The sequence below is a fragment of the Lonepinella sp. BR2271 genome (assembly GCF_051851515.1).
Taxonomy (GTDB): domain Bacteria; phylum Pseudomonadota; class Gammaproteobacteria; order Enterobacterales; family Pasteurellaceae; genus Lonepinella.
The window spans coordinates 194,046-217,917 of the sequence record NZ_JBPDVF010000003.1; the positions used below are offsets into that span (position 1 = coordinate 194,046).

Here is a 23,872-nt window from a genome sequence, read left to right on the forward strand (position 1 = left end):
TTTTCGCAAGGATTATAATCCTTTTAGTTGTTATTGACATAACAACTAAAACACCTCTGCATATAAAAATAATCCATTGGAGTTTCGTATGAAAAAAATCGCTTTATTGATGTCCCTCCCTATTTTATTATCCTCTTGCGCTCAACTTAGTTTTGCCCAGAATACAGTTCTGCCAGATTATGAAACCTTTGAGAAATTTGCCAGTACAAATAATGGTGCTGAATTTAAACGTTATTTTGATCAAAAATACCCTAGTTCTGATGGGTATAATTTTAAATCTGATGTAAGTGTGGCCAAAAAAGCCTTTCCTGTTTATGATCTTGATGATTTTGAGTATCCTAGTCATTTCAAAGGTAAGGTGTATTTGGTGGGAGATAAGTTTAATGATTTAAAAAAAGAAACTACATTAGAATTTGAATTTCATTCATATTTAGATTTTACTCGATATAACTTTTATAAAGTATTTGGATTAGATTCAAATGATATTGGTATTGAAAAAATAAATAGATGTAAAAGAGGTCCTGGTTTTTGGGGAGAAGACGAACAATATAAATTAACACTAAAATCTGGAAAAGTGTTATATTTATTTTATTCTGGAGGTTATAATCCTGGTCCTAGAGAGTATACAAACTTAGTTATTTATAAAAATAAACAGAGTTGTAAGGCATTCGGGGATTCTCAAGGTAAATTTGATAAAAATGCACTTCAAGACTTTGAACGCACTGGCCCAATGAAAAATAAAATGTACGAAGAATAGGAATTTTATCTATGAAAAAACTGATATTATTACTGCTGTTGTTAACTGGTTGCGCACCATTACAGGCAGAAAATTCAACATTAAGCAGCAAGAAAATGCCTAATTATGTCGCCTATGAAACCTTTGCAAAGGCAAATAGCGCTGATTTTAGACATTATTTTGAGCAACAATATGCCCCCATACAAAGCAAAACAAAGGGCAATTTTGCTTGGACGGCACTTTCCTATGATGATTTACAAGGCAATAAAATGGCTGCGCCAGTGCTTATTGTCGGGTTTAATAAAGCCTATAATTTTGTCACTCAAAAACAATTTTATAATTTGCTGAAGCTAAATAAAAATGAGGCTAAGGTTGATATATCAGGTAACTATTGTTACAGCGGTGAAAGTAAAGCCACGCCTTATAGATTCACGTTGAAAACAGGTGATATTTTACATGTGATGACTTATGTTTATTACGACGTAGAGGAGCCATCAACGAAAGAAACTTGGTTTGTTTTTTCTAAGCAACAGCTCACTTGTGATTTTTTTAACATACAGGGTGTAAAAAATCATACGAAAAAAGAACTGCAACGTTTTGAGAAAAATTAGTTGGTTTGAAATATGATAAAAAAGAGCGTTATGCTCTTTTTTTATGGGTAGCGAAAAACCACAAACAATGGTATGGTAGTCAAAAATTTTGACGATTTGTATGAATAAGGAAATCTCATGGAAATACAGCAAACTATTAAACAAAACCGCTTAGGGTTGTTGTTCCAACAAGGATCTTTTGGCCTTGAAAAAGAAAGTCAGCGTGTTTATGCCAATGGATCGGTAGTCACAACAGTACATCCCCAAGCCTTTGGCAACCGCACTTATCACCCTTATATTCAAACGGATTTCGCAGAAAGCCAGCTTGAATTGATTACCCCACCCAATAAAAAATTAGAAGATAGCCTGCGTTGGTTATCCGCCATTCACGAAGTGGTATTACGCACCTTGCCTGAAGATGAATTTCTTTTTCCATTAAGTATGCCCGCTGGTTTGCCTTCAGCGGATCAAATTCAAGTGGCGCAATTAGAAAACCCTGAAGATGTGGCGTATCGTGAGCATTTGGTGCAATCTTATGGCAAAAATAAGCAAATGGTGAGCGGTATTCACTATAATTTTCAATTAGATGAAGAATTGCTCAAGGCGTTATTTAATGCGCAAAGTGAGATAAAAAGTGCGGTGGAATTTCAGAATAATTTGTATCTGAAAATTGCCAAAAATTTTCTGCGTTATCAATGGGTGTTGTTATATTTGTTGTCTGCTAGCCCTATGGTAGATGATGACTATTTTAGAGATGGCGTACCAGAAGATTTAAGTCCGATTGTGCGAAGTCTGCGTTCTAGTCAGTATGGCTATGTGAATGATCCTGAAGTCAAGGTGTCTTTTGACAGCTTAAATGATTATGTGGAAAGCCTTGAACATTGGGTGAATACGGGCAAACTCATTGCGGAAAAGGAATTTTATTCTAATGTGCGTTTAAAAGGAGCAAATAAAGCTCGGGATTTCTTGCAAACTGGTGTGCAATATTTGGAGTTTCGTCTATTTGATTTAAATCCGTTCGAACCTTATGGTATTAGCCTAAATGACGCTAAATTTATCCATTATTTTATTTTACTGATGGCATGGCTAGAGGAAACCGCCGATCAAGAGGATGTGGAACTTGGTAAGGAACGTTTATTTGAAGTGGCGTTGGAAGATCCGTTTTCAGTGACCGCTTATGCTGAAGAAGGGGAGCTATTACTGATTGCCTTGCTAGAAATGTTAAAAGAGATTGGCGCAGAGCAAACTGCGGTGCAAATTGTGCAAGAAAAATTAACCTTATTTGCACAACCGCATAACACGCTTTGTGCCAACATGGTGAACGAAATTATTAAAGCGGGTGGTTACCAAAAATTAGGGGCAAAATTAGCTAAACAATACAAAGCCCAAGCCTTTGAGCGTTTTTATGCCTTGTCAGCCTTTGATAATATGGAATTATCCACTCAAGCCTTGTTATTTGATTTAATTCAAAAAGGCATTAAAACCGAAATTTTAGACGAAAATGATCAATTCTTATGTTTGCAACACGGCGAGCGTATTGAATATGTGAAAAACGGCAATATGACCAGCCACGACAGCTATATTTCGCCGTTGATTATGGAAAATAAAGTAGTTACCAAAAAAGTGTTGGCAAAAGCTGGCTTTAATGTGCCACAAAGCCTTGAATTTACCAATGTAGAGCAGGCTGTCGCTAGTTATCCCTTATTTGAAAATCGAGCCGTGGTGATTAAACCGAAATCCACCAACTACGGCCTAGGCATTACCATTTTCCAACAAGGCGTACAGGATCGGGACGACTTTGCGAAAGCCATAGAAATAGCATTTCGTGAAGATAAAGAAGTCATGGTGGAAGATTATTTGGTTGGTACGGAATACCGTTTTTTTGTATTGGGAGAAGAAACCTTGGCGGTGTTGTTGCGTGTGCCTGCTAATGTGGTCGGTGACGGTGAACGCACCATTGCGGAATTGGTCGCCCATAAAAATAATCATCCATTACGAGGTGATGGCAGTCGTACGCCGTTAAAACGCATTGCCTTGGGTGAAATTGAACAGTTGCAACTGAAAGAGCAAGGCATGGATATTTTAAGCACGCCCGCTAAAGGGCAAATTGTGCAGTTGCGTGCCAATTCCAATATCAGCACGGGCGGCGACAGCATTGATATGACAGACGAAATGCACCCGAGTTACAAGCAATTAGCAGTAGGCATTGCCAAAGCCATGGGCGCCGCAGTTTGTGGTGTGGATTTAATTATCCCTGATTTAACCAAACCTGCCGAATCGACGTTGCAATCTTGGGGCGTGATTGAGGCGAATTTCAATCCGATGATGATGATGCACATTTTCCCTTATCAAGGAAAATCCAGACGGCTGACGCAGAATGTGATTAAAATGCTGTTTCCTGAAGTTTTATAACTGGGTGGGTAGGGGGTAAATCTTAAATTTTGTGATCTTGATTCCAAAATTAACATTGCAATCTTGGAAAGATAAACAACATTGTTTAGTATTTCTTTATTCGTTAATGTAAATAAGGAAATGAAATGATTACGTTGTTGAATTTATTTAAGCTTCCCCTAGAAACAGATACCTTAGAAGCATGGGTAAAGATTATTGAAGATATTGCAAAGGTTGCCATTTTGGCGTTGCCTGTGGTAATATTCGGGCAAGGTGGAATGGTATTTAAAATCTCCAGTTGTATTGGGCTTGCAATGTTAACCTATTTGTTGTTGCTTGCAGGGAGATTGCTCCGTCAATATAAATTGCGTTTATCGGTTGCATAAGGAGAATTATTATGTGGTTAACAATTGGTATTTGGATTCTCGTTTTTATGGCAATGGGATTATGTGCATTTGCAATTTATGCCCTAAAGTCCTTGCCAGAAAAGAAAGGTTAGACGATAAAACCCTAGCATTAAGCACTCAATCTTGATAGGATCTAGTTCACTAGATCCTATTTTTATATAAAACCATGACCGAAAAATTAACCCAACAATTCACCCTCGCCCCAACGGATAACGCCCGTTTGCAATCCCTTTGTGGTGCTTTTGATGATCATTTAAAGCTGATTGAAAAAGAATTTAATCTTTCTATTGCTCGCCGTGATTTTGATTTTACCATTCAATCTAATGATGAACAGGCAAAACCACATCACGCCCATTTATTGCAAAGTGCGGTGCGATTAATTCAACATTTATATGTAGAAACCGCACCGATTAAAGGCAAAATTAAAGAGTTAGATTTGGAAGATGTCCATCTTGCGATTCAAGAAAGCCGAATGTTGGCACAGATTGATCCTGATGAACGTACGGAAAGCAAGGTATATGCCACCACGATCAAAACCAAACGAGGCTTAATTAAACCACGAGGCAAAAATCAAATTGAGTATTTGCATCATATTTTGACCCATGATATTAGTTTTGGCATTGGGCCTGCAGGCACAGGGAAAACCTTTTTAGCCGTAGCGGCTGCGGTGGAAGCTCTTGAACGACAAGAAATTCGCCGTATTTTACTGACCCGTCCAGCCGTAGAAGCAGGCGAAAAATTGGGCTTTTTACCAGGGGATCTTGGTTCTAAAATTGAACCCTATTTACGTCCGCTTTATGATGCCTTATACGAAATGCTTGGCTTTGAGCGAGTGGAAAAACTTATGGAACGCAATGTGATAGAAATTGCTCCGCTGGCTTATATGCGTGGTCGCACCTTGAACGACAGTTTTATTATTTTAGACGAAAGCCAAAATACCACCGTTGAGCAAATGAAAATGTTTTTAACCCGTATCGGCTTTAATTCCAAAGCGGTGATTACGGGCGATGTGACCCAAGTGGATTTGCCTCGTTCGCAAAAATCAGGCTTAAAACACGCGATTGAAGTGTTATCAGACGTGGCTGAATTAAGTTTTAACTATTTTGATAGTCAAGATATTGTGCGACACCCAGTGGTAGCGAAAGTAGTGCAAGCCTATGAAAAATGGGAAGCGGAAGATGAAATTCGTAAGCAAAAAATAGCGGAAAAAAAACGCTTGGAACGTGAACGATTAACAGCGAGTGCAGAAAATGAATAATGTGATTGTTGATTTACAAATTGCCACCGAAAACCAACAAAATTTACCTACATTAACACAATTTAGCCACTGGGCAACGCAAGCAGTGCGAGCCGAAAGCCTTGAGCCAGAAATGACAATTCGCATTGTCGATGAAGCAGAAAGTCACGAGCTAAATTTGCGTTATCGTGGCAAAGATCGTCCGACCAATGTGTTGTCCTTTCCTTTTGAATGTCCTGATGAAGTGGAATTGCCGTTATTGGGGGATCTGGTGATTTGTCGTCAAATAGTGGAAAAAGAAGCCATTGAGCAAGGCAAACCGTTGATCGCACATTGGGCTCATCTGGTCGTACACGGCAGTTTGCATTTATTAGGTTATGACCATATTGAACAAGATGAAGCCGAGGAAATGGAAAGCCTAGAAACGGAAATTATGCTCGGACTCGGTTTTGAAGATCCTTATTCTTATGATGAAGAATAATGTGTGAACGCCAGTTAATTCCTTATTTTGACAAAGAAGAACCGCTTTTCCTATTCCAAAACCGTAGGGGTGGACAGATGTGTCCGCCCGAAAACGTACCATTAATATTAAACTCACAAAATTTTGCCAAAGCCAAAAATCTGCTCGGACAAGAATTTTCTGCGATTTTATTTGATGCCAGAACAACGCTAAATTTAGATGCACTCGCCATTGCGATTGGTACATTGCGAACAGGGGGTACGCTCGTTTTATGGTTAAATCCCAATCAGCATATTGATTTAGACAGTCGCCGCTGGTCAGGGGTGGCAAATGGTATTTTGACCCCAAATTTTAATCAGCATTTTTATTCTTTATTATCATCATTTTTTATTAACCGTAGGGGCGGATCGATGTATCCGCCCGAAAACTACGCTCCGTTTTCAAAGGGCGGATACATCGATCCGCCCCTACATCAAAAACAAAATTCAACAGCAGAACAACAACGGATCATTCAACAAATCCTACGTTTATCCACCGATATAGCCATTCTCACCGCCAAACGAGGTCGGGGAAAATCTGCGTTATTAGGTATGTTAGCTAATCAACTCAACACTCAGAAATGTTGGCAAAAATGTTGGCTCACCGCCCCGAATAAAAGTGCGGTGCAAACACTGCAAGATTTTGCTGAACAACCGATTGATTTTATTGCCCCTGATGAATTAACCCAACAAATTCAACAAGCTCCGACACAGTTTAAGCAAGATTGGTTATTGATTGATGAAGCGGCAATGTTACCGTTACCCATATTAAACCAATTTATCCGTACCTTTAAACGTATTGTTATTAGTACCACCATTCATAGCTACGAGGGGACGGGACGGGGATTTTTACTTAAATTCTTAACCAATTTACCCCGCACTTTTCAACAGTTTGAATTAACCGAACCTTTGCGTTGGGCAAAGAACGATAAATTAGAAGTTTTTATTGATGAATTATTGTTATTGGAAGCCGAAGACCGCCTTGTGCAACCCGATTACGATCCGCAAACTGCGGTGCAAATTCGTCAAGTTTCACAACAAACCATCGTAGAAAAAATAAATGATTTTTATGCTTTATTGACGTTAGCCCATTATCGCACCAGTCCCCTTGATTTACGCCGTTTATTTGATGCCCCACAACAACGATTTTATCTCGCAGAAAGTGGTTCGTTTTTATTGGGGGGCGTGTGGTTAATGGAAGAGGGTGGCTTGACATCACTGGATTTAATCGAAAAAATCTGTCGGGGGGAACGCCGTCCACAAGGTAACTTGGTGGCTCAAGCGTTAGCTTTTCAAGGGAATTTACCACAGGCTTGTGCCTTAAAATCTTTGCGGATTTCTCGTATTGCCGTACAACCTAACTGGCAAAACCATGGATTAGGGCAAAAGTTAATCAACACCTTAATTCAACAAGCCGAGGTGGATTTTCTTTCTGTTAGCTTTGGCTATACCGCAGAATTGTATGCGTTTTGGCAAAAGTGCGGTTTTATTTTAGTGCAAATCAGTGAGTATCAAGAAGCCAGCAGCGGTTGTTATTCTGTTATTATGCTCTGCCCAATTTCAATAGCAGGGGAAAAATTGGTGGCACAAGCACAACGCCATTTTCAGCGTAATTTTTCCTTTTCTTTTCATCCGCTAAAAGCACAATTTCCCTTTCCGTTAGATTGGCAACTCACTGATGAAGATTTTCAGATTTTGCAAAACGTTGCGTTTTTTCACCGCACTTTATTTGCAAGCATTGGCGCAATTCGGCGTTTAATGGCAACGTCAGATAGGCAATGTTGCCCATTATTAACTGCCTATTGCCAAGGGAAAAATATTGATAAAACGTTAGTCGGTGGTAAGAAACATTGGTTAACACAATGTCGACTAGAAGTAGCAAGTTCACTTGATCAAATTATGTAATAAAATATTGGCTTTAATGTTAAATTATGGTTAAATTCAGTCATGATTAATTGTGATTTATCTAACAAAGAGGGCTATTTATGCAAAATAACCAATATCAACCAAACGTCGGCAAAGGCAAAATGCAGCGTTTCTTAAAAGGTGTCGAGTGGCTAGGTAATCTATTACCACATCCTGTCATGTTGTTTATGTGGATGTGCGTATTGTTATTGATTTTATCAGCGGTGCTATCTTACTTTGATGTTTCTGTGGTGGATCCTCGACCTGAAGGGGCGAAAGGGCACAGTGCAGATGGGATGATCTATGTGGTCAATTTGCTAAATGGGGAAGGACTTGCTCGCATTGTTGATAATTTAGTGAAGAATTTTACCAACTTTGTGCCTTTAGGAACGGTATTAGTGGCATTATTAGGGGTCGGCATTGCAGAACGCTCTGGTATGATTTCTGCAGGTTTGCGTGGTTTGGTGATTAACGCACCTCGCAAATTAGTCACCTTAGTGGTGGTATTTGCGGGGATCATGTCAAACACTGCCGCAGAGCTTGGCTATGTTGTCTTAATTCCTTTATCCGCTATGATTTTCCATTCACTAGGTCGTCATCCTTTAGCCGGTCTAGCCGCTGCCTTTGCGGGGGTTTCTGGTGGTTACAGTGCGAATCTATTATTAGGTACCGTCGATCCATTATTATCAGGTATTAGCCAAGAGGCGGCTCGAATTATTTCGCCTGATTATGTGGTGGGGGCAGAGGCAAACTGGTATTTCATGTTTGTGAGTACGTTCTTAATTAGTGGATTAGGTTATCTTATTACGGAAAAAATTGTTGAGCCAAGTTTAGGTAAATATAATCCAAATGATGCGGATGACCCTAGCGTATTAGACTCGAAAATTGAGCCATTAACTGCGATTGAGAAAAAAGGTTTGCTTTGGGCAGGGATTAGCATGTTAATTTTTAGTCTATTGCTTGCTTGGACGATTGTGCCTGAAAGCGGTGTGTTGCGTAATCCTAAAACAGGTGGCGTGGCGGGTTCTCCTTTCTTGCATGGTATAGTGGTCTTTATTTTTGTATTCTTTTCCGTACCAGGTTATGTTTATGGACGTATCACTGGTTCCATGAAAAGTAGCAAAGATGCCATTGATGCCATGAGCAAAGCCATGTCATCGCTTTCTATGTATATCGTGTTGGTTTTCTTTGCGGCACAATTTGTGGCATTTTTTAACTGGACCAATTTAGGATCTGTGACGGCAGTAAAAGGGGCGGAATTCTTACAACATATTGGATTAACTGGCCCATTATTATTAGTTGGATTTATTTTAGTTTGTGCGTTTATCAATCTGATGCTCGGTTCCGCCTCTGCACAATGGGCAATTACCGCACCGATTTTTGTCCCAATGTTGATGTTAACTGGTTATGCCCCTGAAATGATTCAAGCCGCATATCGTATTGGAGACAGTACCACCAATATCATTACCCCGATGATGAGTTATTTTGGTTTAATTATGGCAATGGCCATTCGCTATAAGAAAGATACAGGTATCGGTACTTTAATGGCGATGATGTTACCTTATTCGATGATTTTCTTAGTGGGTTGGTCATTGCTCTTTTATATCTGGGTGTTCGTATTTGGCTTGCCAGTGGGGCCAAGTGCAGCCACTTTCTATACCCCTTAATTCGTTATACAATAAAAGGCAGTTTTTTCGAACTGTCTTTTTTCATCAAGGTTTCAAAAATAGAGAAGGGAGTCAAATATGACTGAACAAATCAAACCCAAAAGCTGGTTTCGCAAGGCATTAGAGAAATATGATCGTTTTTGTGATGAATTAGGTGTGAATCAAGGCGCTTGTCGTGGTTGTGTGCCGGTGGTGAAATTCGATCCTGAACCAGAACCCAAAAAGAAAACCAAGGAAAAAGTGTGATCTCTGTCACATTTTTAACTGTTTAATCAGCAAAAATGAAAATGTTCATTTACTTTAGTTTAACAACTGCATAAAATTCGCCTTGATTATGTAATCGTTTTTTCTTTATAAAGGGGATTTTTCCTATGATATGGTTCTTTTTCTGTGTTGCGGTTTTAGTAACCGGTTATTTTGTGTATGGCAAGATTATTGAAAAAATCTTTGTTATCAATCCAAAACGTACTACGCCTGCGCTTTCCATGAATGACGGCGTGGATTATATGCCAATGTCAAAAACCAAAATTTGGTTAATTCAATTACTTAACATTGCTGGAACTGGCCCGATTTTTGGCCCGATTCTAGGTGCTTTATATGGGCCTGTTGCGATGCTTTGGATTGTGATTGGCTGTATTTTTGCTGGCGCAGTGCATGATTATTTCTGCGGTATGTTAAGTATTCGCCACGGTGGGGCAACAATGCCTTATTTAGCGGGTAAATTCCTTGGCAAACCCGTGAAATTCTTTATTAACGTGATGGCATTAATTTTGTTATTGTTGGTGGGCGTGGTGTTTGTCGCCAGTCCAGCGCAATTATTAAGCACCATCACCTTTGATTTATTCGGTTCCAGTGCGGTAGCCATGAATTTGGGGAATCCAGAAGAAATTCACCATGCGGTTGAAACCGCAAAAGATTTAACTGTCTGGGGTATGGATAAACCAACGGTCGTGACAGTCTGGACCATGTTGATCTTCGCTTACTATATTTTTGCGACCCTATTACCGATTGATAAAATTATTGGCCGTGTTTACCCATTATTTGGGGCGTTATTATTGTTTATGTCCGTGGGCATGATTTACGGTTTAATTACGTCACATTTCAGTGCCACGGATCCGATTGAGTTCTTCCGTGCGGTCAATACAGACGGTGAAGGTTTAACTTGGGCGAAATTCACCCAAAACTTCCAAGTGAAAGGGGACGTGCCTGTTTGGCCATTATTATTCTTAACCATCTCTTGTGGCGCATTATCTGGTTTCCATGCCACCCAAACGCCATTAATGGCACGTTGTGCAGAAAATGAATCGGAAGGTCGTTTTATTTTCTACGGTGCCATGATTACCGAGGGTGTGATTGCCTTAGTGTGGTGTATGGTCGGATTGGCATTTTATGAAAATCCGCAAGCCTTACAAGATGCAATTTCTGCCGGTTCACCGTCTAAAGTGGTGTATGACAGTTCGTTACATTTCTTAGGCTTTATCGGTGGTATTTTTGCGGTGTTAGGCGTAGTGGTGTTGCCAATCACTTCAGGAGATACCGCATTCCGTGCTGCACGTTTACAAATTGCTGAAATTTTCAAATTAGAGCAACATTCATTAAGTAAACGCTTATTGATTGCCGTGCCGTTATTTGCCTTAGGTTTTGTGGTGTCTAAAATGGACTTCAGCGTATTGTGGCGTTATTTCACATGGGCAAACCAAATGACCGCCATGGTGATGTTATGGACCGCTGCAGGTTATTTATATCGTTACAATAAATTCCACTGGGTGGCGTCCATTCCAGCATGGTTTATTAGTACGGTTTGCTTTACCTATTTAGCCTACAACAAAATCGGTTTTGGTTTAGATTATGAATTATCTTGCTATATCGGTTTAGGTCTAACGGTATTCTGTATTGTCTTATTCTTCGCCTTGCTTAAACCATTAGGTGATGGCGATCCTGAGGCTTTAGTCACCGAATAATCAATAAAAATGCCTTTATTTTACACCGCACTTTGGTTGGAGAGAGCCAAAGTGCGGTGTTTTTTGGGATCATTTTGGGCGTGAAGTTGTACTCATTATCGCATTGTGGTAGGATATGACCTATTAAAAGCATATACACAGAGGTTATGCAATGAAAAAATATCAAACTAAAAAACTGGAATCATCTCAGTTAGAAGCATTGCTCAATTTTGTTGATAAAAATACAGATTATACGGAAGTGACGGGTGAGACAAAAGAAGAATTTTTAACTCATTTCTTTGGTTTTAATCCATTGGATGTAGATACAAAAGAGATGGGTTATGAAGAAAGTTACAAAAAGACTGTATGTATCTAAATTTGTTCGAAATAATAAATTTGAGCAGTTGACGCATTTTTTAGGTTATCCTGATTATATTTTTTCTCAACGTAACGAACTCAATTATCAACTCGCCAAGCTGTTAGGAAAATGGCGTGAAGATGGGTTTATTGAGATCGTTGATTCACAAGCCAAAGGCTTTAGAGCTTTTGGTGTCGCCAAAGATTCCAATAAATATCCCAATCAATATCAAGGCATCTACCATACTCGAATTGGCAACAATGGCGAAGATGTTGATCCTATTTTAATATGCCGATTTGAAAATGATCCTGAGCAATTAGGTGAAGTGGTGGTGAAATTTTTAGCCTTATCAAAACACGATAAAATGTTTGATGTAAAAGACAATGATTTATTAAAAAATTTCATTATTTCGTTGATCGAGAAAAATGAGGAATATAGCGGTTAAAAAGGCAGTATCGCAATATTATTTTTTTAAAGTGCGCTGAAAATGCGAAGATTTTTAAAAACGTAGCACATTTAATCGCCGGTAGCCTTGCCTTTATAGCTAAATGATCTAATTTATACAAAATCGAGCTTTCAGAATCCCTATAGTTTACTTATAATTTTCCTCATTTCAATTTCAACGTGATAATTCTATGAACTGGCAATATATCTGGAACGCCGTTCCCCGTTTTATTGATGCCACTTGGCTAACCTTGCATTTATCCCTTTGGGCGATTGTGCTATCGGTGTTGGTCGGGTTGCTTTGTGCGGTGGTGCTGACCTATAAAATTCGTGGCTTTCAATGGCTAGTAAAAAGCTATATTGAGCTGTCTCGCAACACGCCATTACTGATTCAAGTGTTTTTCCTGTATTTTGGTTTATCCAAATTAGGCATCAAAATGGATGGCTTTACCTGTGGCATTATCGGACTGGCTTTTCTGGGCGGGAGCTATATGGCGGAAGCCATTCGAGGCGGATTGGAGGCGGTGTCCAAAGGGCAAATTGAAAGTGCTTTAAGCATTGGATTGACCCCGTTACAAGCCTTTCGCTATGTGATTTTCCCGCAAGCCTTTGCCATTGCTACACCGGCTATCGGGGCAAATTGCTTGTTTTTAATGAAAGAAACTTCTGTAATCAGCGCCATTGCGGTGGCAGAACTGATGTTTTTGGCAAAAGATATTATCGGTATGGATTACAAAACTAACGAGGCCTTATTTTTATTGATGGTGTTCTATTTGATTATTTTGTTGCCTGTGTCCTTGTATATCCGCTATCTTGAACGCCGTTTACGTCAAGCAAAATATGGAGCGTAGAAAATGGGATTAGCTATTCTTTCTCAAGGCAGTAACCTCGAACGCTTATTCAGTGGCTTGTGGATTACCGCAGAAATTGCGTTTGTTTCAGTGTTCTTTGCTTGTATTTTAGGCGTGTTGTTCGGCGTACTGATGACCAGTAAAAATAAACTGGTGCAGTTTTTGTGTCAGTTGTATTTAGAAGTGGTGCGCATTATCCCCTTGTTAGTGTTACTCTTTTTGGTCTATTTTGGTTTTGCAAAATGGTTTAATATCCACTGGAGTGGGGTGTGGGTGTGTATTATTGTGTTTATTTTCTGGGGCGCAGCAGAAATGGGCGACTTAGTGCGTGGGGCTTTGACCTCCATTGAGAAACACCAAACCGAATCCGCTTATGCGTTGGGATTAAATAAATGGCAAACTTTTTACTATATTTTGTTACCGCAAAGTTTAAAACGTGTGACACCAGGGGCCATTAATTTGTTTACGCGTATGGTAAAAACCAGTTCCCTTGCCATGTTAATTGGCGTGTTAGAAGTGATTAAAGTCGGGCAGCAGATCATTGAAACCTCGCTGTTTACTGACCCCTCAGCGGCATTATGGATTTACGGTGTGATTTTCTTTTTATATTTTGCAATTTGTTACCCGTTATCATTATTTTCCAAATATTTAGAAGCGAAATGGAGCAATTAGGATTGAAATTATGGCATTATTAGCGATTCAACAATTAGTTAAAAATTACGGTGAAGTAACCGCACTGCACGGCATTGATTTAGCCGTTGAAAAAGGCGAAGTAGTGGTGATTCTTGGGCCATCAGGTTGTGGTAAAAGTACTTTATTACGTTGCTTAAATGGCTTAGAAGAAATCAAAAGTGGCAATATTATTTTAGAAAACCTCGGCCTTTTGGGGAAAGATATTTCATGGGTCAAAGCACGTCAAAAAATCGGTATGGTGTTCCAAAGTTATGAATTATTTTCCCATATGTCAGTGATCGACAATATTTTACTCGGCCCCATGAAAGTGCAAAAACGCAAACGGGAAGATGTGGAAAAACAAGCGGATGAATTGTTAAAACGCGTGGGGTTATTTGAGCGTAAAAATGCTTTTCCTCGTGAGCTATCTGGCGGACAAAAACAGCGAATCGCCATTGTCCGTTCCCTTTGCATGAACCCTGACATTATGTTATTTGACGAAGTCACCGCCGCCCTTGACCCTGAAATGGTGCGTGAAGTGTTGGATGTGATTTTGGGGTTAGCCAAAGACGGCATGACCATGCTAATCGTCACCCACGAAATGAATTTTGCTAAACAGGTGGCTGACCGGATTATTTTTATGGATAAAGGCGAAATTATCGAACAATCCAAACCTGAATTTTTCTTCTCCAATCCAAGCACAGATCGTGCTAAGGCTTTTTTGAATATTCTCAATTATGAGCCAAAAGGGGTGGATTATGAGGAAAATATTTAACTGAACATGACACAAAGTGCGGTATAAAAAATAACCCTACCATAGTGATATGGTAGGGTTAAATTAAAGTTTGTCATCTAGACGAGAACTTAGCCTTTGTAATTATAAACGTGAGCCACTAAGTCTAATACTTTGTTTGAGTAGCCAGTTTCGTTGTCATACCAAGACACTAATTTCACGAAAGTATTCGTTAAAGCGATACCTGCGTCAGCGTCGAATACTGAAGTTTCAACGGCACCGTTGAAGTCAGTAGAAACAACCGCATCTTCAGTGTAACCTAACACGCCTTTTAATTCGCCGTTGAATGTTTTACCTTCTGCGGCATCTTTGATGGCTTTTTTGATTTCGTCGTAGCTTGCTGGTTTTTCAAGGTTAACCGTTAAGTCAACTACAGAAACGTTAGTGGTTGGAACACGGAACGCCATACCAGTTAATTTGCCGTTTAATGCTGGTAATACTTTACCAACCGCTTTAGCAGCACCAGTTGAAGATGGGATGATGTTTTGAGATGCACCACGACCACCACGCCAGTCTTTCGCAGATGGACCATCCACAGTTTTTTGGGTTGCTGTAGTGGCGTGAACGGTTGTCATTAAACCGTCTTTGATACCGAAAGTTTCGTGGATAACACGTGCTAATGGTGCTAAACAGTTAGTCGTACAAGACGCGTTAGACACGATATCTTGACCAGCGTAATCTTTGAAGTTTACACCGTTTACAAACATCGGGGTGGCATCTTTAGAAGGGCCAGTTAATACCACTTTTTTGGCACCTGCGATGATGTGTTTACGCGCAGTTGTGTCATCTAAGAATAAACCAGTGGCTTCAACAGCGATATCTACGCCGATTTCGTTCCATTTTAAGTTGGCTGGATCACGTTCAGCAGTCACACGGATTTCTTTACCGTTTACCACTAATTTGCCATCACGTACTTCAACAGTACCGTCAAAACGACCGTGAGTTGAATCGTATTTTAACATGTAAGCCATGTAATCAACGTCGATTAAGTCGTTGATACCTACCACTTCAATGTCTGAACGTTTTTGTGCAGCACGGAATACGATACGACCGATACGGCCAAAGCCGTTAATACCAATTTTAATTGCCATAAGATTTTCACCTATTATTTAAAGTTAAACAAAATTTGTACAGTTCATGACTTTGGTTAAGTCAACTACCTGACAGTCGGCGATTATAGCACGATTTTTTTAAATAACGAAATAATCGGCATGCCGTTGTGCGAAACTTTTGTGATCTCGATCAAATTTTTGAATTAAATTATTATTAAAATTTTCACCGCACTTTATAATGCTTTTTATCAGCCTTAAGGGCATAATAAGGAAAAATATCATCATCAGGGGGAAATATGGCACAAGGTAATTTATATATTTTATCGGCACCCAGTGGCGCAGGGAAATCATCATTGATTTCGGCTTTGTTAGACAAGGAACAAGGGAAAAACAGAATGGTGTCAGTGTCGCACACCACCCGTCAGCCACGCCCCGGGGAAGTGGACGGTGTCCATTATCATTTTGTTTCGGTAGCAGAGTTTGAAACCTTAATTGAACAAGGGGCGTTTTTGGAATATGCCAAGGTGTTCGGTGGCAATTATTATGGCACGTCGTTACCGGCCATTGAAAAAAATCTGGCGCAAGGCATAGATGTCTTTTTGGATATTGATTGGCAAGGCGCCAGACAGATCCGAGAAAAAGTGCGGTCAGTAAAAAGTATTTTTATTTTGCCTCCATCTTTGTCTGAGCTAGAACGCCGTTTAATTGGGCGAGGACAGGACAGTGCTGAGGTGATTGCAGATCGGATGGCAAAGGCCAAAGCGGAAATTTCCCATTATGATGAATATGATTATGTGATTATCAACGATAATTTTGAGCAAGCATTAGTGGACTTGCAAAGCATTTTGCGAGCCGAAAAACTGACTTTAGGCTATCAAAAACAGGAAAATCAACGCTTAATTCATGAATTACTAGCAAAATAGCCTGCAGTTTAGTATTATATTTCCCTTTATAGCAAAAAATGTGAATTATTATTGGAGTAAAATATGGCGCGTGTAACCGTACAAGACGCAGTGGAAAAAATTGGTAATCGTTTTGACTTGATTTTAACGGCCTCTCGTCGTGCAAGACAATTACAGTTAAATCAATCTGAACCTTTGGTGCCAGAAGAAAATGATAAGCCGACGGTGATCGCTTTAAGAGAGATTGAAAAAGGGTTGATTAATGATGAAATTATGAATCAGCAAGAACGTCATGATGCCTTTGCTTATGCGGAAAAAGAAACCCAAGCAACGGCCTTTGTGACGGAATAAATGCGGTTCATTTTCTGGCATTTTAGGTTCGCTGTTTGACATCTAAAGTAAGTATAAGGTAAGTAAATATGCTTTTTTTTGAACCGTTAGAAAAGATTATTCAGGAATATTTACCCGCTGAACAAATTGAGTTGATTAAACGTGCTTTCTTGATGGCTAAAGACGGTCATGAGGGGCAATTTCGTTCAAGTGGTGAGCCTTATATTACCCATCCCGTGGCGGTGGCCTGTATTATCGCAGACATGCACTTGGATCATGAGGCCGTGATGGCCGCCTTGTTGCATGATGTGATTGAAGATACGCCTTATACGGAAGAACAGTTGACAGCAGCCTTTGGTAAATCGGTGGCGGAAATTGTAGACGGTGTGTCGAAATTGGACAAACTGAAATTCCGTACTCGCCAAGAAGCCCATGCGGAAAGTTTCCGCAAGATGATTTTAGCCATGACGAAAGATATTCGTGTGGTGTTAATCAAGCTCGCTGACCGCACCCATAATATGCGCACCTTAGGGGCGTTACGTCCTGACAAGCGTCGTCGCATTGCCAAAGAAACCCTTGAAATTTACAGTCCTTTGGCTCATCGTTTAGGCATTGAACATGTTAAAAATGAACTAGAAGATCTGTGCTTTCAGGCCATGCACCCGCAACGTTATGCGGTGTTACAAAAAGTCATTCAGTTGGCCCGCAGCCGTCAGCAAGAATTAATTCAACCGATTTTAGATGGATTACAAACTCGTCTAAAAAATATTCCGATTACCGCTCGAGTATTTGGGCGTGAAAAACCGCTGTTTTATATTTATCAAAATATGAAACAACGTGATCAAGAATTTCGTTCTATTTTAGATATTTATGATTTCCGCATTATCGTCAACAGCGTTGATGAATGTTACCGCACTTTAGGCGTGGTGCATGCCTTGTATAAACCTCGTGCTGGCCAGTTTAAAGATTATATTGCGGTGCCAAAAGCCAATGGTTATCAGGCTTTGCATACCTCGACGATTGGGCCGAAAGGTGTGTTGGTGGAAATTCAGATCCGCACCGAAGAAATGGACAATATGGCGGAAATGGGGATTACCGCTCATTGGGCCTATAAAGTAGACGGCAAAAACGACAGCACCACCGCACAAATTAAGGCGCAACGTTGGCTCCAAAGTTTGATTGAATTACAGCAAAGTGCGGGCAATTCGTTTGAATTTATTGAAAGCGTGAAGTCCGATTTATTCTCGCACGAAATTTATGTGTTCACACCGAAAGGCCGGATTATTGAATTGCCACAAGGGGCAACCGCTGTGGATTTTGCTTATGCGGTACATACAGATGTGGGCAATAAATGTATTGGTGCACAAGTGGATCGGGAAGATTATCCGCTTTATCAACCGCTATCTTCAGGACAAACGGTGGATATTGTGACGGACGACAATGCCAGACCGCAAGAAAACTGGTTAAATTCCGTGGTAACGGGGAGAGCCAGAGCAAAAATTCGCCAAGAATTAAAAAATTGGGCAGAAAATACCGCAGTTTCTGCACCGTCGGTCAAGGCCCGTATTTTGGCGAATTGTTGCCATCCAATTTGGGGCGATCCTATTTGTGCCTATGAAGATGAACACAATCGTTTGGTGGTTCATCATAAAAACTGTGCAACCTTAACTTGCCATCAAGGGCATTTTGCGTTATTAGATTGGACAGATCATATTGCAGATCAACATTTTGAAGTGGAATTACGCATTGAGATGCGAGAACAACAGGCGTTAGGTTTAATCATGACGGCCTTGTCTACCTTGCAAAGTCAGGTGCATAGTGTCTGGACAGAAGAAGATGGCGATAGCTCGTTTGCCGTTTTAGTGATTACGACACAAAATACCAAACATTTGGCCAAAATGGTGCGTAAAATTCAGCACCTTGCTGGCGTAGTGCGTGTTGAACGCAATATTAATGCTGTGTAATCATGAGCCTACAACTTCTTGATGCCGTTCCTTTAACCACTTTATCGGGTGTGGGGGCGGCAGTTTCTGCCAAATTAAGCCGTTTAGGTATTAATAATTTACAAGACCTATTATTTCATTTACCCACTCGTTATGAAGATCGTACTTGCATTACACCGATTGCGGATCTTCGTCCTGAGCAATATGCCACCATTGAGGCCGTAGTACAAACTTGCGACGTCCAATTCGGTCGTCGTCCGATCTTAACGGTGAGCCTGTCCGACGGAACGGCGAAAATCATGTTGCGTTTTTTCAATTTCAACGCAGGCATGAAAAACAGCTTTCAACTTGGCTGCCGTGTCAAAGCCTTTGGCGAGGTAAAACGGGGGCGATTTATGGCGGAAATTCATCACCCCGAATACCAAATTATTCGGGATAATCAGCCGTTGCAATTAGATGAAACGCTCACGCCCATTTATGCTACCACGGAGGGGCTAAAACAAACCTCCTTGCGCAAGCTCACCGATCAAGCCCTTGAATTATTAGATAAGATTCAAATTGCGGAAATTTTACCCAACGAATTTAACCCAAATCCCTTTAGCCTAAAAGACGCCATTCGCTTTTTGCACCGCCCACCGCCTGATATTTCCCTAGACATGCTCGAAAAAGGACAACACCCCGCTCAAGTGCGGTTAATTTTTGAAGAATTATTGGCGCATAATTTGGCAATGCAAAAAGTCCGTTTGGGGACGCAACAGCATTATGCCTTGCCGTTGCACTATCAAACGGATTTAAAACAACGTTTTTTGGCACAATTGCCGTTTAAACCGACTAACGCTCAACAGCGAGTCACGGCAGATATTGAACAAGATTTAGCCTTAGATCATCCAATGATGAGGTTAGTACAAGGCGATGTGGGATCGGGCAAAACCTTAGTGGCAGCCCTTGCTGCTTTGTTGGCGATTGATAATGACAAACAGGTCGCCTTAATGGCACCCACAGAAATTTTAGCCGAACAACACGCCCAAAATTTCCGCCGTTGGTTTGAGCCGTTGGGGATTGAAGTGGGTTGGCTGGCTGGCAAAGTGAAAGGCAAAGCTCGTACCGCTGAGTTGGAAAAAATCCAAACAGGGGCGGTGCAAATGGTGGTCGGCACACACGCTTTATTTCAACAAGAGGTGGAATTTGCCAATTTAGCCTTGGTGATTATTGATGAACAACACCGTTTCGGCGTGCATCAACGTTTAATGTTGCGAGAAAAAGGCGAAAAAGCGGGCTTTTATCCGCACCAATTAATTATGACGGCGACCCCAATTCCAAGAACCTTGGCGATGACGGTGTATGCCGATCTGGATACGTCGATTATTGACGAACTCCCCCCCGGGCGAACGCCAATTACTACGGTGGTGATGTCCGAAGAACGCCGCGCGGAAATCGTGGCACGGGTGCATCATGCTTGTACGCAGGAAAAACGCCAAGCCTATTGGGTCTGTACCTTGATTGATGAAAGCGAAGTGTTAGAAGCCCAAGCCGCCGAAGCCATTGCGGAAGATTTGCGTAATGCTTTGCCACAATTACGCATTGGCTTAGTTCACGGACGGCTAAAACCTGCCGAAAAACAACAGATTATGCAGTCATTTAAAGAGGCCGAACTGGATTTGTTGGTGGCAACCACGGTGATAGAAGTGGGGGTGGATGTACCTAATGCGAGCCTGATGATTATTGAAAATGCTGAACGATTGGGCTTATCGCAGTTGCACCAATTACGTGGACGGGTTGGGCGCGGTAGTACGGCGTCTTTTTGCGTGCTAATGTATAAACCGCCGTTGGGCAAAATTTCGCAAAAACGCTTGCAAGTGTTGCGTGATAGTCAAGACGGTTTTGTGATTTCTGAGCGAGATTTGGAAATTCGGGGGCCAGGGGAAGTGCTAGGCACCAAACAAACGGGCGTGGCAGAATTTAAAGTCGCCAATTTAATGCGAGATCGCAAAATGATCCCCACCGTGCAACATTATGCGAAACAGATGATTGTAAAATACCCCGATGTGGCAGATGCGTTGATTAAACGCTGGTTAAATAATAAAGAAATATATAGTAACGCTTAAAGTGCGGTGCTTTTTGAGAAAATTTTATGACAACGATACTTTTATATGATTCTGGAATGGGCGGCTTAACCATCTATGACGCCGTTCGCCATCATTTCCCTAACGCACGCTATTTGTATTGCTTGGACAACGCCTTTTTTCCCTATTCTGAAAAATCCACGCCATTATTAATTGAGCGAGCGGAAAAAATCGTGGGGACATTAGCCGAACAGTTCGTTATTGATATGGTGGTGGTGGCATGCAATACCGCTAGTACCGTGGTATTGCCTGCTTTGCGAGCCAAATTTGCTTTTCCTGTGGTGGGGACGGTTCCTGCCATTAAACCTGCCGCCAAATTATCGCAAACTAAAGTCATCGGTTTATTGGCGACTAAAGGCACGGTAGAACGGGATTATGTGACAGATCTTATTGAAAAATACGCCCCCGATTGCACCGTGGAAAAAATCGGCTCCACTGCGTTAGTGGAAATGGCAGAGCAAAAACAACAAACCGGCAAACTGGATTTAGCCCGTTTAGCCAATGAAATTAAACCTTGGCAAAAAATCACCGCACTAGATACCGTGATTTTAGGCTGCACCCATTTCCCCCTAGTGAAAGACGAATTACACCAATTATTACCGCAAGTGAAATACTTCGTCGACCCAGCCGAAGGCATTGCCAATCGAGTCGCCAGTTTATTGGCGGACGTGAGTGATGCAACTGCAGACAATATCGCTTTTTGTACCCAACGCCCTGATGATTTCCAGCAGAAAGAAAAAGTGTTAAAGGATTGGGGATTTGTGGCGTTGCGATTGTTGGCGGTGTAAAAAAACACGCCTTGGGGCGATGGAATGACAATCTGCTATTATTTAACGGCTCTATTTTTGAGCAAAACTCCAGTAATCAAAGGCACTCAATGACGGTTGGGTGCTTTTTTATGGAAAATACATAAGGTTTCTCTCTTTAAAATAAGTATTTTTGTGATCTTGATTCCAAAATGAAACATCAAATCTTGTGATTTTTACACTGCAGTGAATAATGCTCCTACTTATTTCAAAAGGGAGCAACACAATGCAGCAAACTTCTCGCTATATAGATCTGACTACCGATTACGGCTTTAAACGTGTTTTTGGTACGGATGTGAACAAAGATATATTGATTGATTTTCTTAATGATTTATTTCAAGGTAGAAAAATCATTAAAGATTTGGTTTACAACAAAAATGAACAGGTGGGCGATACGTCCAAATTAGGTACAGTGATTTTTGATTTGATTTGTACCGCAGATGACGATAGTCAATTTATTATTGAAGTCCAACGTAGTCGTCAAGAGAATTTCAAAGAACGTATCATTTATTACGGCAGTAAACTTATCAGCGACCAAGCACTTAAAGGTAAACGAGAAGAATGGGCGTATGCCATTACCGATTGCCGAATACAGTAACCTAAGTAAAGGGGAAAAGGAAATGTATGATGTTAGCTTAAAACGCAAATGGGACGAATACGCCGTAAAACAGTATTGGAAAAAAGAAGGCTTACAGGAAGGAATTCAAGAAGGCAAGCTAGAAAATATGAAGTCGGTAACAAGGAATATGCTTTCCCTTGGTTTGGATGTAGAGCTTATTTCTAAAGCGGTTGGTTTGTCGGTTGAAGAAATCAAAAAATTGCAGTGATAGGCGTGGAATTGGGGGAGACGAGCCTATCCTATCCCCCATTTTGTTTATTAAGCCTTTTTTGAGATAAGAATTTTATCCCAAACGCCAATATCTCCAGCTGGGCAATCATCTCTAAAAATTATTTGATTGTTTTGGTAGTTGACAGTAAGATCTTTGTGAAAGTGAAATTCCGATATTTGATCAAACCATTCTTCATTCAAATTTCCAGTGATATTGACTTTTAATATTGTTGAAACTCTTATAAATCCATCATTGAGATGGTTTTTATCATCAATATCAATGACGCAATTAAGAAGATGATTTAGATCGCCTACATCAATATCGACATAATAGGGATCATTTTCTTGTTGGAGTTCAATCGTATTATTTTCTTTATCTAATACCACAATAGTTAAATTCTCTAGTTTAGCTCCTTTAGTCGGTATTTCGACAAAGTCGGTGGGATGACTTTCAGCACTGTCAAACTCCGAAAGTAAAATTGAAAAAATTTCACTGATTCTAGAAGAAAGTTCTTCTTGATAGGTTTTGCACATATAGTTTGTCCTTGGATGTCGTTTGAAATGATAAAGGTACTCATATTATTTAGGTTATTCCCCTGAAACCTTTTTCTTCATTTTAAGCCACTTAATACAGTAAAGATGTGGCTCTTTTTTGTTGCAACTTTCTTTCATCTCGACTAAATCTACAAGAAGCGACATCATCAATTCTTTATCGACCCCTTGATTTACGAAAGTTGAAAGAGACATAACATATATTTGAGCATCTATATTGCCTTCATTAGCAAGCTCCATCAGATCCCTTAAATATTCGGCAATTGGTGTATGATTTTTAATTGCTTTTTCAATTTGTTGCAAATTTTGGGCTGCGAATACGGAAGAACTACTTAGTGCAAAGAACGCTGTTAATAAGGTAGTGGCGATTAATTTTTTCATAGGTATATCCTTTATGTTGTGGAATAAATGATAGGTTTTAACGCAAAAGGCTAAAACGAACGCATAATAACATTGTTTTTTTTTTGTACAATCTGATATTATTTTGACCGCTCTATTTTTGAGCAAAACTCCAGTAATCAAAAGTACCCAATAGCATTTGGGTGCTTTTTTTACGTAGTTTGGTTAAATCGCAATCGAATAAAGGAATTTTTCACTTTTTTTGCAAAAAACACTTGCAAAGGATTCTCAGATCACTATAATACGCTCCACACAACGACGCACTGTTGTGAAAATCGAAATTTCTAGCGTGCGTCGTTGTTTTTTGTTCTTTAACAATTTATCAGACAATCTGTGTGGGCACTTGTTGATTGACTTGTTTTAAAAAATTAAATAAAACTTGAAGTCTTAATAGGTGCTTAACTTAGAAATTCATTAACTTTCTTTTTAGAAAGTACGATTTAAAAG

At 40.2% G+C, this 23,872-nt stretch carries 25 protein-coding genes; 22 read left to right on the forward strand and 3 right to left on the reverse strand.

Going from position 1 to position 23,872, the window contains the following annotated elements; all coding sequences use genetic code 11:
• Positions 1-88 precede the first annotated feature (88 nt).
• The 15 genes from ACTG7X_RS04215 (at position 89) to ACTG7X_RS04285 (ending at position 14,471) form a co-directional block, all read left to right on the forward strand.
• Positions 89-757: a hypothetical protein gene (locus ACTG7X_RS04215; protein ID WP_439257282.1), complete on the forward strand. Its 669-nt coding sequence runs from the start codon at positions 89-91 to the stop codon at positions 755-757.
• 11 nt (positions 758-768) lie between these two features.
• Complete coding sequence (locus ACTG7X_RS04220) at positions 769-1,347, forward strand: hypothetical protein (protein WP_439257283.1); 579 nt, start codon at positions 769-771, stop codon at positions 1,345-1,347.
• Between the two features lie 117 nt (positions 1,348-1,464).
• The gene (gene gshAB, locus ACTG7X_RS04225; protein ID WP_439257284.1) at positions 1,465-3,738 is read left to right on the forward strand and encodes a bifunctional glutamate--cysteine ligase GshA/glutathione synthetase GshB; all 2,274 of its coding nucleotides are present in this window, start codon (positions 1,465-1,467) and stop codon (positions 3,736-3,738) included.
• 125 nt (positions 3,739-3,863) lie between these two features.
• Entirely contained in the window at positions 3,864-4,103 is a 240-nt protein-coding gene (locus tag ACTG7X_RS04230) for a hypothetical protein (RefSeq protein ID WP_439243525.1), read from the forward strand.
• 187 nt (positions 4,104-4,290) lie between these two features.
• A complete protein-coding gene (locus ACTG7X_RS04235) occupies positions 4,291-5,382 on the forward strand; it encodes a PhoH family protein (RefSeq protein WP_439257285.1) in 1,092 nt (363 codons plus the stop codon).
• Positions 5,375-5,842, forward strand: coding sequence for an rRNA maturation RNase YbeY (gene ybeY / locus ACTG7X_RS04240; RefSeq protein WP_439257286.1), 468 nt, complete (start codon positions 5,375-5,377; stop codon positions 5,840-5,842). The genes ACTG7X_RS04235 and ybeY overlap by 8 nt, the downstream gene beginning before the upstream one ends.
• A 77-nt stretch (positions 5,843-5,919) precedes the next feature.
• The gene (locus ACTG7X_RS04245) at positions 5,920-7,764 is read left to right on the forward strand and encodes a tRNA(Met) cytidine acetyltransferase TmcA (protein ID WP_439257287.1); all 1,845 of its coding nucleotides are present in this window, start codon (positions 5,920-5,922) and stop codon (positions 7,762-7,764) included.
• A gap of 80 nt (positions 7,765-7,844) precedes the next feature.
• Positions 7,845-9,431 (forward strand): AbgT family transporter, encoded by a 1,587-nt coding sequence (locus ACTG7X_RS04250; protein ID WP_439257288.1) that lies wholly within the window; start codon positions 7,845-7,847, stop codon positions 9,429-9,431.
• A 78-nt stretch (positions 9,432-9,509) separates the two neighbouring features.
• Entirely contained in the window at positions 9,510-9,677 is a 168-nt protein-coding gene (locus tag ACTG7X_RS04255) for a DUF5363 domain-containing protein (RefSeq protein ID WP_439243511.1), read from the forward strand.
• Between the two features lie 125 nt (positions 9,678-9,802).
• Positions 9,803-11,392, forward strand: a complete 1,590-nt coding sequence (locus tag ACTG7X_RS04260) for a carbon starvation CstA family protein (protein ID WP_439257289.1) — start codon at positions 9,803-9,805, stop codon at positions 11,390-11,392.
• Between the two features lie 151 nt (positions 11,393-11,543).
• Positions 11,544-11,747: a hypothetical protein gene (locus ACTG7X_RS04265; RefSeq protein WP_439243506.1), complete on the forward strand. Its 204-nt coding sequence runs from the start codon at positions 11,544-11,546 to the stop codon at positions 11,745-11,747.
• On the forward strand, positions 11,713-12,174 hold the full coding sequence (locus ACTG7X_RS04270; protein ID WP_439243503.1) for a hypothetical protein: 462 nt from the start codon (positions 11,713-11,715) through the stop codon (positions 12,172-12,174). Before ACTG7X_RS04265 ends, ACTG7X_RS04270 begins: the two co-directional genes overlap by 35 nt.
• A 190-nt stretch (positions 12,175-12,364) precedes the next feature.
• On the forward strand, positions 12,365-13,024 hold the full coding sequence (locus ACTG7X_RS04275) for an amino acid ABC transporter permease (protein WP_439243500.1): 660 nt from the start codon (positions 12,365-12,367) through the stop codon (positions 13,022-13,024).
• A 3-nt stretch (positions 13,025-13,027) separates the two neighbouring features.
• On the forward strand, positions 13,028-13,696 hold the full coding sequence (locus ACTG7X_RS04280) for an amino acid ABC transporter permease (RefSeq protein WP_439243497.1): 669 nt from the start codon (positions 13,028-13,030) through the stop codon (positions 13,694-13,696).
• Between the two features lie 10 nt (positions 13,697-13,706).
• The gene (locus ACTG7X_RS04285; RefSeq protein ID WP_439243494.1) at positions 13,707-14,471 is read left to right on the forward strand and encodes an amino acid ABC transporter ATP-binding protein; all 765 of its coding nucleotides are present in this window, start codon (positions 13,707-13,709) and stop codon (positions 14,469-14,471) included.
• Positions 14,472-14,560: 89 nt separating this feature from the next.
• Here the strand turns inward: ACTG7X_RS04285 and gap are convergent, their stop codons facing one another.
• The gene (gap, locus tag ACTG7X_RS04290) at positions 14,561-15,580 is read right to left on the reverse strand and encodes a type I glyceraldehyde-3-phosphate dehydrogenase (RefSeq protein WP_439257290.1); all 1,020 of its coding nucleotides are present in this window, start codon (positions 15,578-15,580) and stop codon (positions 14,561-14,563) included.
• A gap of 257 nt (positions 15,581-15,837) precedes the next feature.
• On the opposite strand from gap, the gene gmk reads away from it, so the two are divergent.
• From gmk to ACTG7X_RS04325, 7 genes are all read left to right on the forward strand, one after another.
• Positions 15,838-16,464, forward strand: a complete 627-nt coding sequence (gmk, locus tag ACTG7X_RS04295) for a guanylate kinase (RefSeq protein WP_439257291.1) — start codon at positions 15,838-15,840, stop codon at positions 16,462-16,464.
• Positions 16,465-16,527: 63 nt separating this feature from the next.
• Positions 16,528-16,794: a DNA-directed RNA polymerase subunit omega gene (gene rpoZ / locus ACTG7X_RS04300; RefSeq protein WP_439241198.1), complete on the forward strand. Its 267-nt coding sequence runs from the start codon at positions 16,528-16,530 to the stop codon at positions 16,792-16,794.
• A 68-nt stretch (positions 16,795-16,862) separates the two neighbouring features.
• On the forward strand, positions 16,863-18,737 hold the full coding sequence (locus ACTG7X_RS04305; RefSeq protein WP_439257292.1) for a RelA/SpoT family protein: 1,875 nt from the start codon (positions 16,863-16,865) through the stop codon (positions 18,735-18,737).
• 2 nt (positions 18,738-18,739) lie between these two features.
• Positions 18,740-20,821: an ATP-dependent DNA helicase RecG gene (gene recG / locus ACTG7X_RS04310; RefSeq protein WP_439257293.1), complete on the forward strand. Its 2,082-nt coding sequence runs from the start codon at positions 18,740-18,742 to the stop codon at positions 20,819-20,821.
• 26 nt (positions 20,822-20,847) lie between these two features.
• Positions 20,848-21,627 carry a glutamate racemase gene (murI, locus tag ACTG7X_RS04315; RefSeq protein ID WP_439257294.1) on the forward strand — a complete coding sequence of 260 codons (780 nt, stop codon included), beginning with the start codon at positions 20,848-20,850 and terminating at the stop codon, positions 21,625-21,627.
• 244 nt (positions 21,628-21,871) lie between these two features.
• Positions 21,872-22,243, forward strand: coding sequence for a PD-(D/E)XK nuclease family transposase (locus ACTG7X_RS04320; protein WP_439257295.1), 372 nt, complete (start codon positions 21,872-21,874; stop codon positions 22,241-22,243).
• Positions 22,215-22,472 (forward strand): hypothetical protein, encoded by a 258-nt coding sequence (locus ACTG7X_RS04325; RefSeq protein ID WP_439257296.1) that lies wholly within the window; start codon positions 22,215-22,217, stop codon positions 22,470-22,472. The genes ACTG7X_RS04320 and ACTG7X_RS04325 overlap by 29 nt, the downstream gene beginning before the upstream one ends.
• A 50-nt stretch (positions 22,473-22,522) precedes the next feature.
• On the opposite strand, the gene ACTG7X_RS04330 is transcribed toward ACTG7X_RS04325, so the two are convergent.
• Both ACTG7X_RS04330 and ACTG7X_RS04335 read right to left on the reverse strand, forming a co-directional pair.
• Positions 22,523-23,008 carry a hypothetical protein gene (locus ACTG7X_RS04330; RefSeq protein WP_439257297.1) on the reverse strand — a complete coding sequence of 162 codons (486 nt, stop codon included), beginning with the start codon at positions 23,006-23,008 and terminating at the stop codon, positions 22,523-22,525.
• 54 nt (positions 23,009-23,062) lie between these two features.
• Complete coding sequence (locus ACTG7X_RS04335; protein WP_439257298.1) at positions 23,063-23,407, reverse strand: hypothetical protein; 345 nt, start codon at positions 23,405-23,407, stop codon at positions 23,063-23,065.
• Between the last annotated feature and the right edge of the window lie 465 nt (positions 23,408-23,872).